Source organism: Streptomyces sp. NPDC026659 (genome assembly GCF_040638245.1).
GTDB lineage: Bacteria > Actinomycetota > Actinomycetes > Streptomycetales > Streptomycetaceae > Streptomyces.
In genome coordinates, this window is record NZ_JBEZXY010000002.1 from 744,196 (window position 1) to 757,306 (window position 13,111).

15 protein-coding genes and 3 tRNA genes are annotated in these 13,111 nt (G+C 70.3%); 4 read left to right on the plus strand and 14 right to left on the minus strand.

From position 1 onward, the window contains the following. Positions 1-70: 70 nt before the first annotated feature. The 7 genes from rplJ to AB0E91_RS08055 form a co-directional block, all read right to left on the minus strand. Entirely contained in the window at positions 71-601 is a 531-nt protein-coding gene (gene rplJ / locus AB0E91_RS08025; protein WP_361776846.1) for a 50S ribosomal protein L10, read from the minus strand. Positions 602-925: 324 nt separating this feature from the next. After that, positions 926-1,837 (minus strand): hypothetical protein, encoded by a 912-nt coding sequence (locus tag AB0E91_RS08030; RefSeq protein WP_361776849.1) that lies wholly within the window; start codon positions 1,835-1,837, stop codon positions 926-928. 153 nt (positions 1,838-1,990) lie between these two features. Further along, complete coding sequence (gene rplA / locus AB0E91_RS08035) at positions 1,991-2,722, minus strand: 50S ribosomal protein L1 (RefSeq protein WP_361776852.1); 732 nt, start codon at positions 2,720-2,722, stop codon at positions 1,991-1,993. A 98-nt stretch (positions 2,723-2,820) separates the two neighbouring features. Then, positions 2,821-3,255: a 50S ribosomal protein L11 gene (gene rplK / locus AB0E91_RS08040; RefSeq protein WP_018543896.1), complete on the minus strand. Its 435-nt coding sequence runs from the start codon at positions 3,253-3,255 to the stop codon at positions 2,821-2,823. A 179-nt stretch (positions 3,256-3,434) separates the two neighbouring features. Beyond that, a complete protein-coding gene (gene nusG / locus AB0E91_RS08045) occupies positions 3,435-4,304 on the minus strand; it encodes a transcription termination/antitermination protein NusG (protein WP_361776855.1) in 870 nt (289 codons plus the stop codon). 80 nt (positions 4,305-4,384) lie between these two features. After that, entirely contained in the window at positions 4,385-4,663 is a 279-nt protein-coding gene (secE, locus tag AB0E91_RS08050) for a preprotein translocase subunit SecE (protein WP_161182758.1), read from the minus strand. Positions 4,664-4,769: 106 nt separating this feature from the next. Beyond that, positions 4,770-4,842 (minus strand) — tRNA-Trp (locus AB0E91_RS08055). Between the two features lie 260 nt (positions 4,843-5,102). Here AB0E91_RS08055 and AB0E91_RS08060 point away from each other — a divergent pair. After that, positions 5,103-6,329, plus strand: coding sequence for a pyridoxal phosphate-dependent aminotransferase (locus AB0E91_RS08060; RefSeq protein WP_361776859.1), 1,227 nt, complete (start codon positions 5,103-5,105; stop codon positions 6,327-6,329). A 124-nt stretch (positions 6,330-6,453) separates the two neighbouring features. Continuing rightward, on the plus strand, positions 6,454-7,494 hold the full coding sequence (locus tag AB0E91_RS08065) for an adenosine deaminase (protein ID WP_361776862.1): 1,041 nt from the start codon (positions 6,454-6,456) through the stop codon (positions 7,492-7,494). 34 nt (positions 7,495-7,528) lie between these two features. Here the strand turns inward: AB0E91_RS08065 and AB0E91_RS08070 are convergent, their stop codons facing one another. After that, positions 7,529-8,125, minus strand: a complete 597-nt coding sequence (locus AB0E91_RS08070; RefSeq protein WP_361776865.1) for a helix-turn-helix domain-containing protein — start codon at positions 8,123-8,125, stop codon at positions 7,529-7,531. 114 nt (positions 8,126-8,239) lie between these two features. Here AB0E91_RS08070 and AB0E91_RS08075 point away from each other — a divergent pair, with 114 nt between their 5' ends. Continuing rightward, positions 8,240-8,872, plus strand: a complete 633-nt coding sequence (locus AB0E91_RS08075) for an NAD(P)H-binding protein (protein ID WP_361776868.1) — start codon at positions 8,240-8,242, stop codon at positions 8,870-8,872. A 12-nt stretch (positions 8,873-8,884) separates the two neighbouring features. Here the strand turns inward: AB0E91_RS08075 and AB0E91_RS08080 are convergent, their stop codons facing one another. The 6 genes from AB0E91_RS08080 to AB0E91_RS08105 form a co-directional block, all read right to left on the minus strand. Continuing rightward, on the minus strand, positions 8,885-9,940 hold the full coding sequence (locus AB0E91_RS08080; protein WP_361776871.1) for a UDP-N-acetylmuramate dehydrogenase: 1,056 nt from the start codon (positions 9,938-9,940) through the stop codon (positions 8,885-8,887). 80 nt (positions 9,941-10,020) lie between these two features. Further along, positions 10,021-10,449, minus strand: a complete 429-nt coding sequence (locus tag AB0E91_RS08085) for a MaoC family dehydratase (protein WP_361776874.1) — start codon at positions 10,447-10,449, stop codon at positions 10,021-10,023. Between the two features lie 6 nt (positions 10,450-10,455). Continuing rightward, positions 10,456-10,908, minus strand: coding sequence for a MaoC family dehydratase N-terminal domain-containing protein (locus AB0E91_RS08090; protein ID WP_361776877.1), 453 nt, complete (start codon positions 10,906-10,908; stop codon positions 10,456-10,458). A gap of 124 nt (positions 10,909-11,032) precedes the next feature. Then, on the minus strand, positions 11,033-11,197 hold the full coding sequence (gene rpmG, locus AB0E91_RS08095) for a 50S ribosomal protein L33 (RefSeq protein ID WP_003948671.1): 165 nt from the start codon (positions 11,195-11,197) through the stop codon (positions 11,033-11,035). An 86-nt stretch (positions 11,198-11,283) separates the two neighbouring features. Further along, positions 11,284-11,356: transfer RNA gene (locus AB0E91_RS08100), tRNA-Met, on the minus strand. Between the two features lie 46 nt (positions 11,357-11,402). Next, a tRNA-Thr gene (locus tag AB0E91_RS08105) sits at positions 11,403-11,475 on the minus strand. 290 nt (positions 11,476-11,765) lie between these two features. Between AB0E91_RS08105 and AB0E91_RS08110 the strand changes: the two genes are divergently transcribed. Further along, positions 11,766-13,019, plus strand: coding sequence for an amidohydrolase family protein (locus tag AB0E91_RS08110; RefSeq protein ID WP_361776880.1), 1,254 nt, complete (start codon positions 11,766-11,768; stop codon positions 13,017-13,019). Positions 13,020-13,111: the final 92 nt, after the last annotated feature.

Genomic DNA, 13,111 nt, shown 5'->3' on the forward strand with positions numbered 1-13,111 from the left:
AGGCGGGCGTACTTTCGGCCCGCTGCGACCCTGGCCGCGTCAGGCGGCCAGGATCAGAAAGCGAGCCGAATTACTCGGCACCGCCCTGCTCGGCCTGCTTGGCGCGAAGGGCGTCCACGGTGCGGACGAGCTTCGACGGCAGCGCCTGGAAGAGCTGAGCAGCCTGAGACTGCTTGCCCTTGAAGGCACCGGCCAGCTTGCTGAGCAGAACCTCGCGGGACTCGAGGTCCGCAAGCTTCTTGATCTCGTCGGCGGACATCGCCTTGCCATCAAGGACACCGCCCTTGATGACGAGATTCGGGTTGTCCTTGGCGAAGTCACGCAGACCCTTCGCCGACTCCACCGGGTCACCGGTGACGAAGGCGACGGCCGTCGGACCAGCGAAGAGCTGGTCGTCCAGCGTGATCCCGGCCTCGTTGGCCGCAATCTTGGTCAGCGTGTTCTTCACCACGGCGTACTGGGCGTTCTCACCGAGCGACCGGCGCAGCGTCTTGAGCTGCGCCACGGTGAGACCGCGGTACTCGGTCAGCACGGCGGCGTTGGAGCTGCGGAACTTGTCCGTCAGCTCGGCAACCGCGGCAGCCTTGTCGGGCGTCGCCATAGAGCCTCGGCCTCCTTCCGGGTGATTCTGACCGCGCGGACCCGAAGGAGGACTTGTAAAACGAAACGCCCCGGCGCAGGCGCTCGGGGCGGACTCGACCGGCCGCACACGCGTGAGCGCGTCTGCTCCGGGAGTTCTTCCACAATCACCTGCGCGGGTCGCCCACTTTTCAGTAGGTCCTTCGGCCACCGAGCGCTCATTACAGCGCACGGCAACGACCAGCGGTCTTTGGCTTCTCCGAGAGAGTACGGGACCGGGGCACCGCCGAGCAAATCGGTGCCCTCCGGACCCTCCGGAGGCCCTGGAGCCTCAGGACCTGGACCCTCAGGAAGGGAGGCCGCTGCCGGACGGCAGGGACTTCACCAGGTCCTTGAAGTCCCTGGTGTCGCTCGCCGGGGGCGCCTCGGTGGTGACCTTGACGCCGTAGTCGCTGAAGTGGGTGGTGCTGACCATCTCGCCGTTCGCCGACTTGGCCTTCTCGACCTTCTTGACCAGCAGATTCTTGTCGTTCATCCAGATGTCGACGGTCTCGGTGGTGATGCCGGCCTGGGTCAGCTCGCTCTTGAGATCGGACAGTTGCGCGGCCGTGAGTCCGCTGTTCTTCCCGGCCAGGGCGGCGATGTCCACGGCACCGGAGTAGTGCGTCGTGGCGACGCCGTCCACCGTCTCCTCGCCGACCTTCTTCACGTCACCGGAGGCGAGCAGCAGCTTCACCGACTGGTTCGGGGAGCTGTGGCGGACCTGGTCCTGGAGGTACGCGGTCGCGCCCCGGCCGCCCAGCTTGGCGATGTCGGCGTAGCCGTACCTGAGCCAGTGCCTGCCGCCGTACTGCTTGACGAAGGCGCCGCTCATCTTCGCGTAGAAGGCATCCGGCAGATAGCGGGCCTGGGAGGAGGCGGAGCCGGCCTTGCGCATCAGCTCGGCCATGTCTCCGCCGGTGTAGGTGATGGTCATCTCACCGCGCAGGCCGCCGTTCCACGCGAGGGAGCCGTCGGCCGAGGTCTCCATGAGCTTGCCGAGGCTCATGGTGGAGCGCACCTTCACGGACTCGGCCTGCTCGGTCGACCGGTCCGCCGAGCGGAGCGCCGCGATGGGGCTCACCGGTACGACTTCCTGGGCCGCGTTGCCGCCCTTCCCGCCCTTCCCGTCGTCCTGGGCGCCGCAGGCGGCCACCCCGGACAGCGCGGCGGCGACGGCGGCCGCGAGGGCCGTACGGCGGACGGTCGTGCTCTGCATGTGTTTCCCCACCCCTTGCTGCCTTGTCGTGTTCGCACCGTAGCGCGGGCCGCTGACAGCGCGCACAGAAAAAGGACGGACCCCGCCACCTCTCGGGTGCGGGGTCCGCCCTGCTGACGCGTCACCGACGCGGCTGCCTCATGAGCCGAGGGCTCAGACGGCGGCCGGGTCCTCCTCGACGAGGAGGTTACGGGTGCGGTTCGAGTCGACCGGAATGCCGGGGCCCATCGTGGTGCTGATGGCGGCCTTCTTGATGTAGCGACCCTTGGCGGCGGACGGCTTCAGACGGAGGATCTCCTCCAGGGCCGCGCCGTAGTTCTCCACCAGCTTCGTGTCGTCGAACGACGCCTTGCCGATGATGAAGTGCAGGTTCGAGTGCTTGTCGACGCGGAACTCGATCTTGCCGCCCTTGATCTCGGTCACGGCCTTGGCCACGTCCGGGGTCACGGTGCCGGTCTTCGGGTTCGGCATCAGACCACGCGGGCCGAGGACGCGGCCGAGGCGGCCGACCTTGCCCATGAGGTCCGGGGTGGCGACGACGGCGTCGAACTCGTTCAGGCGGTTGCCCTTGGAGATCTCGTCGATCAGCTCGTCGGAGCCGACGATGTCGGCGCCCGCGGCACGCGCGGCCTCGGCACGGTCGCCGGTCGCGAAGACCAGGACCCGGGCGGTCTTACCGGTGCCGTGCGGAAGGTTCACGGTGCCACGGACCATCTGGTCGGCCTTGCGCGGGTCGACACCCAGACGGAAGGCGACCTCGACGGTGCCGTCGAACTTGGACGTGGAGGTCTCCTTGGCGAGACGGACGGCCTCGAGCGGGGCGTACAGCTTCTCCCGGTCGATCTTGGCGTCCGCAGCGCGGAGAGCCTTGCTGCGCTTGCTCACAACTGCTCCTGGTGTGTTCTGGGAAAGGAGTCGTGGTACGGGCCGAGCAGGCCCTGCCACGTGCGACCGGCTACGGCCGCATGACTACAAGGGGGTGTTCAGCCCTCGACCGTGATGCCCATGGAGCGGGCGGTGCCGGCGATGATCTTCGACGCGGCGTCGAGGTCGTTGGCGTTGAGGTCGGGCATCTTGGTCGTGGCGATCTCGCGGACCTGCGCCTCGGTGATCTTGGCGACCTTGGTCTTGTGCGGCTCGCCGGAGCCCTTCTCGACACCCGCGGCCTTGAGGATCATCTTGGCGGCCGGCGGCGTCTTGGTCACGAAGGTGAAGGAGCGGTCCTCGTAGACCGTGATCTCCACCGGGATGACCCAGCCACGCTGCGACTCGGTCGCGGCGTTGTAGGCCTTGCAGAACTCCATGATGTTGACGCCGTGCTGACCGAGCGCGGGGCCGACCGGCGGGGCCGGGTTCGCCGCACCGGCGTTGATCTGGAGCTTGATAAGCCCCGTGACCTTCTTCTTCTTGGGAGGCATAGCTCTCCGGGTCCTTTCGATTCGGGTCCTGCCCGCTTCCGGGGAACCACCCGGATGCAGGCATACCGCACAACGATAACGGGTATAGATGCGCGGCTGAAAACCGAGCAGGTCAGACGGGCTGCGAAGAGCCTGTCTGACCTGTCCGGAAGCGTGTGCCCAGCGGGAACCGGCGAGTGCTAGTTCTTCTGGATCTGGTCGAAGCTGAGCTCGACCGGGGTCTCGCGGCCGAAGATCTCGACGAGGCCCTTGACCTTCTTCGAGTCGGCGTTGATCTCGTTGATCGTGGCCTGGAGGGTGGCGAAGGGGCCGTCGGTGACGGTGACCGAGTCGCCGACCTCGAAGTCCAGCACCTGGACCTCGACCTTGCGCTGCGGAGCGGGCTTGCCCTCGGCCTCGGCGGCTTCGCGGGCGGCCTTCTCCTCGGCCTCCGGGGCGAGCATCTTGACGATCTCGTCCAGGGTCAGCGGGTACGGGTCGTAGGCGTTGCCGACGAAGCCGGTGACACCCGGGGTGTTGCGGACGACGCCCCAGGACTCGTTGGTCAGGTCCATGCGGACCAGGACGTAACCCGGCAGCTTGTTCTGCTTGATCGTCTTGCGGTCGCCGTTCTTGATCTGGACGACCTCTTCCTGCGGCACCTCGGCCTGGAAGATGTAGTCCTCGACGTTCAGCGAGACGGCGCGCTGCTCCAGGTTGGTCTTCACGCGGTTCTCGTAACCGGCGTAGGTGTGGATGACGTACCACTCGCCGGGGAGGGTGCGCAGCTCCTCGCGGAGCGCGACGACCGGGTCGACGGGCTCGGTCTCTTCCTCGACCTCGACGATGCCCTCGGCGTCCTCAGCGACCTCGACGACCGCTTCGGCGTCGTCCTCGTCGTCCTCGACGTGCACAGCGGCCTCTTCGGCCGGCTCGCCCGCCTCTTCCTCGGCAGCCTCGAACTCGTCCCGCTCGTCCGCGCCCTCGACGATGTCGAGCTCGTCGTCGACCGTCTCGGCAGCCTGCCCGCTGGGCTCGATGGCGTCGTCGTTCAGGTTCGGGTCAGACACGATGGCTGCTTCTTCCTGGATACATAGGGGTGGAACATGCGAAAACGGGCGCCGGTACCACGGCGCCCTTCGCTTTTGGCTCAGCCGAAAACGTACTTGGCCGCGTGGTTGAGCCCATAGTCAATCACGGTCACCAGGGCGATCATGACGACAACAAAGACGATCACCACAGTGGTGTAGGACGTCAGCTGGTTGCGCGTCGGCCAGACGACCTTGCGGAGTTCCGCGATGATCTGGCGGTAGAAGATCGCGAGGCGCTTCAGCGGGCCCTTCTTGGCGCGCTTGCCGCCCTTACGGGGCTTCTTCTGCAGCTCGTCCTGAGCATCAGGCGTGTCGATGGAGCCCACGGCGTCCGTCATGCGTCCTCACCTGATCCCGGGTCGTGACCGTGCCGCGCCCGGTTCTGAGCCGCACGGCGGTGCATTGCAGTACGTACAAGCGCACACATCCTGGCGGTGTGTGTAGCAGGGCCGGAGGGACTTGAACCCCCAACCGCCGGTTTTGGAGACCGGTGCTCTACCAATTGAGCTACGACCCTTTGTGTGTTCCCCAACGTACCGCATCCGGCCGAGTGCCCGTTGTGCACCGGCTGTGCGAGGCCGCTGGAGGCCAACGAGGTGTGAGTGTACGTGGTCCCGGGCCCGGCGTCGAACAGAAAGTGCCTGACCGGGTACCGCGCAGCGGTGATCGTCCTGGCCGGGGCCCGGATTCGGACACCGGTTCTGCCGGGGCCCTGTTGCCGTTCAGTCTGTGAAACCCGTGTACCCGGGGCGTTTCGGGTCTGGAACGATGGGCCCCATGAGCGCTGCAAACCCTCCCACCGAGCGCCGGGTCTCCGCCCGAGTCGGCGCGATCTCCGAGTCCGCCACCCTCGCCGTGGACGCCAAGGCCAAGGCCCTCAAGGCCGCCGGGCGTCCGGTGATCGGCTTCGGCGCCGGTGAGCCCGACTTCCCGACCCCGGGCTACATCGTCGAGGCGGCCGTCGAGGCGTGCCGGAACCCCCGGTTCCACCGCTACACCCCGGCGGGTGGCCTGCCCGAGCTGAAGACCGCCATCGCCGCGAAGACGCTGCGCGACTCCGGCTACGAGGTCGACGCGTCCCAGATCCTCGTGACCAACGGCGGCAAGCAGGCCATCTACGAGGCGTTCGCCGCGATCCTCGACCCGGGCGACGAGGTCATCGTCCCGGCGCCGTACTGGACGACCTACCCGGAGTCGATCCGCCTCGCGGGCGGTGTCCCGGTGGAGGTCGTGGCCGACGAGACGACGGGCTACCGCGTCACCGTCGAGCAGCTGGAGGCCGCGCGCACGGAGAAGACCAAGGTCGTCCTCTTCGTCTCCCCGTCCAACCCGACCGGCGCGGTCTACAGCGAGGCCGAGGCCGAGGCGATCGGCCGCTGGGCCGTCGAGCACGGCCTGTGGGTGCTGACCGACGAGATCTACGAGCACCTGGTCTACGGCGACGCGACGTTCACCTCGCTCCCGGCGATCCTGCCCGAGCTGCGCGACAAGTGCATCGTGGTCAACGGTGTCGCCAAGACGTACGCCATGACCGGCTGGCGGGTGGGCTGGGTGATCGGCCCGAAGGACGTGATCAAGGCCGCGACCAACCTCCAGTCGCACGCCACGTCGAACGTCTCCAACGTGGCCCAGGCGGCCGCGCTCGCCGCCGTCTCCGGCGATCTGGAGGCCGTGGCGGAGATGCGCGAGGCCTTCGACCGGCGCCGCAGGACGATCGTGCGGATGCTCAACGAGATCGACGGCGTGGTCTGCCCGGAGCCCGAGGGCGCCTTCTACGTCTACCCGTCGGTCAAGGCGCTGCTCGGCAAGGAGATCCGGGGCCGGCGCCCGAAGGACTCGGCCGAGCTGGCCGCGCTGATCCTGGACGAGGCCGAGGTCGCGGTGGTCCCGGGCGAGGCGTTCGGCACCCCGGGCTATCTGCGGCTGTCGTACGCGCTCGGCGACGAGGACCTGGTCGAGGGCGTGAGCCGGCTGCAGAAGCTGCTGGCGGAGGCGCGGGACTGAGGTTCCTCCTCCGAAGCGGGCGCGATCTCCTGTACGAGGGGTCGCGCCCGCTTCCGTGTGCGAGCAAGCCCACTAAAGGGGAACCCGCTACCGGTGTGACGCACGTGTGCGGCAGGATCTGGGGATGGAGCGTGTACGTGATGTCTCTGAGCTGCCGAAGGCCCATCTTCATCTGCACTTCACCGGGTCGATGCGGCCGGAAACCGTCCTCGAACTGGCCGACAAGTACGGCGTCCGCCTGCCCGACGCGCTGACGGAGGCGCTGACCAGCGGGGAGCCGCCGAGACTGCGGGCGACGGACGAGCGCGGCTGGTTCCGCTTCCAGCGGCTGTACGACGCGGCCCGCTCGTGCCTGCGCGAGCCGGAGGACATCCAGCGGCTGGTCAGGGAGGCCGCCGAGGAGGACCTGAAGGACGGCTCGGGCTGGCTGGAGATCCAGGTGGACCCGACCTCGTACGCCCCCCGCCTGGGCGGTCTGATCCCGGCCCTCGAAGTCATCCTGGACGCGGTGGAGACCACCTCCCGCGACACCGGGCTCGGGATGCGGGTGCTGGTGGCCGCGAACCGGATGAAGCACCCGCTGGACGCGCGCACGCTGGCCCGCCTGGCGGTGCGGTACGCGGACCGGGGCGTGGTCGGCTTCGGGCTCTCCAACGACGAGCGGCGGGGGATGGCCCGTGACTTCGACCGGGCTTTCCACATCGCCCGCGAGGGCGGCCTGCTCGCGGCTCCGCACGGCGGTGAGCTGACCGGACCGGCCTCGGTGCGGGACTGCCTGGACGACCTGGACGCCTCCCGGATCGGGCACGGCGTGCGCGCGGCGGAGGACCCGCGGCTGCTGAAGCGGCTGGCGGACCGGGGCATCACCTGCGAGGTCTGTCCGGCCTCGAACGTGGCGCTCGGGGTCTACGAGAAGCCGGAGGACGTCCCGCTGCGCACGCTCTTCGAGGCGGGCGTGCCGATGGCGCTGGGCGCCGACGACCCCCTCCTCTTCGGCTCCCGGCTGGCCGCCCAGTACGAGATCGCCCGCCACCACCACGCGTTCACGGACGCGGAGCTGGCCGAACTGGCCCGCCAGTCGGTGCGCGCCTCGGCGGCTCCGGAGCCGAAGAAGGAGCAGCTGCTCGCGGGCGTCGACGACTGGCTGACGCGCCCGGCCGGCTGAGAGCCGCCCGGCGGCCCGGGGCGCCCGTACGGGCTCAGACGGCGATGCCGGTCAGCACGGTGCGGACCATGCGGGCGGCGAAGTCGTCCACGGGCGGCCGGGTGCCGTCGGGGCTCGCGTCGTAGGCGAAGGCGCGCTGGACGCAGGCGCCGAGCAGGAGCAGGGCGGCGGCGTAGGTGTCGGCGTCGGGGCGCACGCGGCCGAGGGACTGTTCGGCCCGCAGATAGGCGTCCAGGCCCTCGATGGGCACATGGGGGCCGGTGCCGAGGGTGCGCAGGGCGTCGTCGTGGCGGCGTTTGAGCTGCTGCTCGGCATAGAGGGACGCGGCGATCGGGAAGCTCTGCTCGTAGAAGAGGGCGGCTTCGCGGGCGATGCCGGTGAGGTTCTGCTCCAGGGTGCCCTGGCCGGGTGCGGCCGTGAGGCCGGACAGCAGCGGGGTGAGGCCCGGCAGCCGCTCGTGGAGGACCTGGACGAACAGGTCCTCCTTGCTGTCGAAGTGCTTGTAGAGGGCCGCCTCGGAGCAGCCGGCCGCCTTGGCGATCTCCTTGGTGGTGGCGCGGGCGAGGCCGACGGTGAGCATCAGCTCGTGGGCGGCGTCGAGGATGCGGACGCGGGCCGGCTTCGTCTGCATGTGTCGTCCAATCGTCCTTGACGAACAGGTGAGTGTTTACCCACTCTAGAAGGCACACGGGTGAGTGAATACTCACCCACCCGTGGTCCGAGGTATGCCCGAGGAGGAGAAGCCATGAAGCTCACCGTTTTCGGTGCCACCGGCGGTATCGGTGGCGAGATCGTCCGGCAGGCGCTGGAGGCCGGGCACGACGTCACCGCGGTGGTCCGTGATCCGGCCCGGCTGACCGTCGCCGACGACCGGCTCGACGTGGTCCGCGCCGACCTGTCCGACCCCGAGTCCCTGCGCTCCGCCGTCGTGGGCCGGGACGCGGTCCTGTCCGGGCTGGGCGCGCGCACCCGCAAGGACGCCGGGGTGACCGCACGGCTCACACGGACGATCCTGGCCGCCATGGAGACGGAGGGCACCCGGCGTCTGCTGGTGGTGACCGCCGCGCCGATCGGCCCCCTCCCGGCACGCGAACCCCTTCTGGACCGCACGCTCCGCACCCTGGTGTCGGGGCTGTACAAGGACGTCTACGCCGACCTGCGAGAGACGGAGGCGGAACTGGCGCGCAGCGACACCGACTGGACCGTCGTACGCCCGCCGCGCCTGCTGAACCGGCCCCTGACCGGCCGATACCGCACGGCGGTCGGTGGTTCGCTCGACAAGGCCCGCATGATCGGCCGGGCCGACGTGGCACACGCCATGCTGGCCGTGATCAACGATGCGGGCACGGTGAAGCAGGGCGTCGGGGTCGCGTACTGACCCCGGTGGCCGTCAGAGGCTGACGCCCACCGTCACCGGCTCGTTGACCAGCGTGACGCCGAAGACCTCGCGGACCCCGGCGACGACCTCGCGGGCCAGGGCGAGCAGGTCCTCGGTGGTGGCCTCGCCGCGGTTGGTGAGGGCGAGGGTGTGCTTGGTGGAGATGCGGGCGGGGCCGGTGCCGTAGCCCTTGGTGAAGCCCGCCTTGTCGATCAGCCAGGCCGCCGAGGTCTTCCGGTGCCCCTCCCCCGCCGGGTACGCGGGCGGCTCGACGCCGTCGCCGAGGCGGGCGCGCACGCGCGCGTGGAACGCGGCGAACTCCTCCTCGGTGAGGATCGGGTTGGTGAAGAAGGACCCGGCGGACCAGGTGTCGTGGTCCTCGGGGTCGAGCACCATGCCCTTCCCGGCACGCAGCTTCAGCACGGTCGCGCGGGCCTCGGCCAGCGGCACCCGGTCGCCGACCTCGACGCCGAGCGCGCGGGCCGTCTCGGCGTACTTGACCGGCGCGGACAGCCCGTCCGCGTCCTCCAGGCCGAAGCGGACGCGCAGGACGACATAGCGCTCGGGGTCGGCCTTGAAGCGGCTGTGGCGGTAGGAGAAGCCGCACTCCTCGCCGCTCAGCACGACCGTCTCCCCCGCTCGGCGGTCGTAGGCGACGACCTCGGTGATCGTGGCGGAGACCTCCTGGCCGTAGGCGCCCACGTTCTGGATCGGGGTGGCGCCCGCCGAGCCGGGGATGCCGGCCAGGCACTCGATCCCGGCGAGTCCGGCCTCGACGGTGCGGGCGACGGCGTCGCTCCAGACCTCGCCCGCGGCCAGCTCCAAGGTGGTGCCGCGCAGCTCCAGGCCGCGCGTGGCGATGCGCAGGGCGGTGCCGTCGAAGCCCTTGTCGCCGATGACCAGGTTGGAGCCGCCGCCGATGACGAGCAGGGGGGTGCCGCTGTCGTCGGCCTCCCGTACGGCGTCGATCACCTCGGCGTCGGTGACGGCGGTGACCAGCCGGGTGGCGGGGCCGCCCAGCCGGAAGGTGGTCAGCGGGGCGAGGGGGGCGTCGTGGAGTACGTGCACGGGCACAGACTACGAGACCGGGTGAACGGTAAGGGGCGCCCGCCACGGCGGACGCCCCTTACCCACTGCGCTGCCGCCTGTCAGGCCAGCCGTACGACCGCCCGGGACATGCCCAGGACCTTCTGGCCGCCGCTGGTGGCGACGAGGTCCACGCGGACCGTGTTGTCGTCGAGCTTGGCCGCGACCTTGGCGGAGACGTGGATCTCCGCGCCCTTGTCGTCGTCGGGCACGACGACCGGCTTGGTGAAGCGGACGCCGTACTCCAGGACCGCGCCCGGGTCGCCGGTCCAGTCGGTGACCACGCGGATCGCCTCGGCCATGGTGAACATGCCGTGCGCGATGACGTCCGGCAGGCCCACCTCCTTGGCGAAGCGCTCGTTCCAGTGGATGGGGTTGAAGTCCCCGGAGGCGCCCGCGTAGCGCACGAGGGCCGCGCGGTCCACGGGGAAGGTCCGGGCGGGCAGCTCGGTGCCGACCTCGACGTCGTCGTAGGCGATGTTCGCCGTCATCGGTGCTCAGCCCTCCTCGGCCGCGCGGGCCACCAGCTTGGTCCAGGCGGTCACGACGTGCTCGCCGGCCTCGTCGTGCACCTCGCCCCGGATGTCGAGGATGTCGTTGCCCGCGAGGGACTTGATGCCCTCGATGGTGGAGGTGACGGTGAGCCGGTCACCGGCGCGCACCGGGCGGCGGTAGGCGAACTTCTGGTCGCCGTGCACGACGCGGCTGTAGTCGAGGCCGAGCTGGGGGTCCTGGACGACCTGTCCGGCGGCGCGGAAGGTGATGGAGAACACGAAGGTCGGCGGCGCGATCACATCGGGGTGACCGAACGCGCGGGCGGCTTCCGGGTCGGTGTACGCCGGGTTGGCCTCACCGACGGCCTCGGCGAACTCGCGGATCTTCTCGCGGCCCACCTCGTAGGGCGCGGTGGGCGGATACGTACGCCCCACGAAGGACTGGTCGAGCGCCATGGCCCGGAACCTCCTGGTCTAGCTGCGGCATCGGCTCGCGTGTCCGAGTGGTGCGACACGTGAGATAAAACGACATGAGGCCGCCCCCCGTGTGTCTGGGGGCGGCCTCATGTACGAGCCTGATTTATCGCGTCTCGCGGTGCGCGGTGTGCGCATTGCAACGCGGGCAGTGCTTCTTCATCTCAAGACGGTCCGGGTTGTTACGCCGGTTCTTCTTGGTGATGTAGTTCCGCTCCTTGCACTCCACGCAGGCCAGCGTGATCTTCGGGCGGACGTCGGTGGCAGCCACGTGAGTGCTCCTAGGACGAACGGATGGGTTTAACGCAGGAAAGAGTAGCCGATCGAAGGACCGACCCCGCAATCGGCTACCGTGTGTAGCGGTGACCGGACTTGAACCGGTGACACAGCGATTATGAGCCGCTTGCTCTACCGACTGAGCTACACCGCTTTGATGAGATCCGTTCCCGCCTTGCGACGGGAACTTCTCACATCAGAGCCCCAATACGGAATCGAACCGTAGACCTTCTCCTTACCATGGAGACGCTCTGCCGACTGAGCTATTGGGGCGAGCGAGGAAGACATTACACGGTCCGCCGCCGTTCGCCCAAATCCGTATCCGGCCGCCCGTCCCGGGCACCTCTCCCGGCCCTCACGCCCCTCCGGCACCAGGCCGGGACCACGTCGGCACCGGCCCTCGGCAGGCGGCTGACCTGGGGTGACCACGCCGGTACGACTAATGCGGCCTCCACGGCCCGCGCAGGCGCCGACCCTAGGCTCGGGACTACTCAGCGTGATCTTGAGCCGCCTCCCCCACGCCTTCCGGCGGCCATCCCGTCCGTTCCGTCGCCTGGAGTCCGATGCACGACAGCCATCCGCAGCCGCCGAATCCGCCGGAGCCCCCGGGCCGTCCCGACCCGGCCGCGCTCCTGCTGTGCGGGGCACGGCTGACCGACGGCCGGACCGTGGACGTACGGCTGTCGGACGGGCGCATCGAGGCGGTCGGCACCGCCGGCAGCCTGGCTCCGGGGCCGCCCGGCACCGTCTCCCGCGTGGACCTCGGCGGCTATCTGCTGCTGCCCGCCCCCGCCGAACCGCACGCCCACGGCGACACGGCACTGAGCGCCGAGCAGCCCGGTCCGGTGTCGTACGCCCCCGAGGACGTCCAGCGCCGGGCCACCGAGGCGGCGCTGCTCCAGCTCGGGCACGGGGCGACGGCGTCCCGCGCGCACGTCCGGGTCGGCGAGGAGCGGGGGCTCGGCGCGCTGGAGGCGGTGCTGCAGGCCCGGCGCTCGCTGCGCGGGCTCGCGGAGCTGACGGCGGTGGCGATGCCCCGGCTGCTGACCGGGACGGCCGGGGCCGACGGGCTCGCGCTGCTGCGGGACGCGGTGAAGATGGGCGCCTCGGTGGTGGGCGGCTGCCCGGACGTGGACCCGGACCCCACGGGGTACACGGCGGCGGTCCTGGAGCTGGCCGCCGAGCACGGCGCTCCGGTGGACCTGCACACGGACGCCGCCGACCCGGCCCGGCTCGCCCGGCTCGCGGCCATGGCGGGCGGACTGCGCGCCGGTGTGACGATCGGCCCGTGCGCGGGTCTCGCCCGGCTGCCCGTCGAGGTCGCGCGCCGCGCGGCGGACCAGCTCGCGGCGGCCGGGGTGACGGTGATGTGCCTGCCCCAGGGCGTCTGCGGCGCCGCGGACATCCGCGGCATGGCGCCGGTACGGCTGCTGCGCGCGGCCGGGGTGCGGGTGGCGGCGGGCAGCGGAGCGATGCGGGACGTGGCCAACCCGGTGGGCCGGGGCGATCCGCTGGAGGCGGCCTATCTCCTCGCCTCCGTGCACGGGCTCAACCCCGAGGACGCCTACGACACGGTGAGCGTCTCGGCGCGCGCCGCGCTGGGGCTGCCCGAGGTGCGCGTGGAGGCGGGCTTCCCGGCCGAACTCCTCGCGGTGCGCGGCGACCGGCTGCCGGGCGCGCTCTCCCTCGCCTACAGCCGGATCGTGGTGCACCGGGGGCGGGTGGTGGCCCGTACGAGCGCGGTGCGGGAGTACTGCAACTCGGCGGCCGCCGAGGAGTTGGGGCTGCCGCGGCAGGGGCGGGGGAAGCTGTCGTGAGCTTCTTCGGCGGGCGGGGGTGCGGGTGCGGATGCTCCGGCGAGCGGGTGTGCGGGTGCTTCGACGGACGGGGGTGTCGGTGCGTCGACCGG

Excerpts from the sequence above, each read along its gene's own strand:
- secE (WP_161182758.1), bottom strand. The coding sequence starts at position 4,663 with ATGACGGACGCCGTGGGCTCCATCGACACGCCTGATGCTCAGGACGAG.
- AB0E91_RS08070 (WP_361776865.1), bottom strand. The coding sequence starts at position 8,125 with ATGCAGACGAAGCCGGCCCGCGTCCGCATCCTCGACGCCGCCCACGAG.
- AB0E91_RS08065 (WP_361776862.1), top strand. The coding sequence starts at position 6,454 with ATGGAGCGTGTACGTGATGTCTCTGAGCTGCCGAAGGCCCATCTTCAT.
- AB0E91_RS08075 (WP_361776868.1), top strand. The coding sequence starts at position 8,240 with ATGAAGCTCACCGTTTTCGGTGCCACCGGCGGTATCGGTGGCGAGATC.
- rplK (WP_018543896.1), bottom strand. The coding sequence starts at position 3,255 with ATGCCTCCCAAGAAGAAGAAGGTCACGGGGCTTATCAAGCTCCAGATC.
- AB0E91_RS08060 (WP_361776859.1), top strand. The coding sequence starts at position 5,103 with ATGAGCGCTGCAAACCCTCCCACCGAGCGCCGGGTCTCCGCCCGAGTC.
- rplJ (WP_361776846.1), bottom strand. The coding sequence starts at position 601 with ATGGCGACGCCCGACAAGGCTGCCGCGGTTGCCGAGCTGACGGACAAG.
- AB0E91_RS08110 (WP_361776880.1), top strand. The coding sequence starts at position 11,766 with ATGCACGACAGCCATCCGCAGCCGCCGAATCCGCCGGAGCCCCCGGGC.
- AB0E91_RS08090 (WP_361776877.1), bottom strand. The coding sequence starts at position 10,908 with ATGGCGCTCGACCAGTCCTTCGTGGGGCGTACGTATCCGCCCACCGCG.
- AB0E91_RS08030 (WP_361776849.1), bottom strand. The coding sequence starts at position 1,837 with ATGCAGAGCACGACCGTCCGCCGTACGGCCCTCGCGGCCGCCGTCGCC.
- AB0E91_RS08085 (WP_361776874.1), bottom strand. The coding sequence starts at position 10,449 with ATGACGGCGAACATCGCCTACGACGACGTCGAGGTCGGCACCGAGCTG.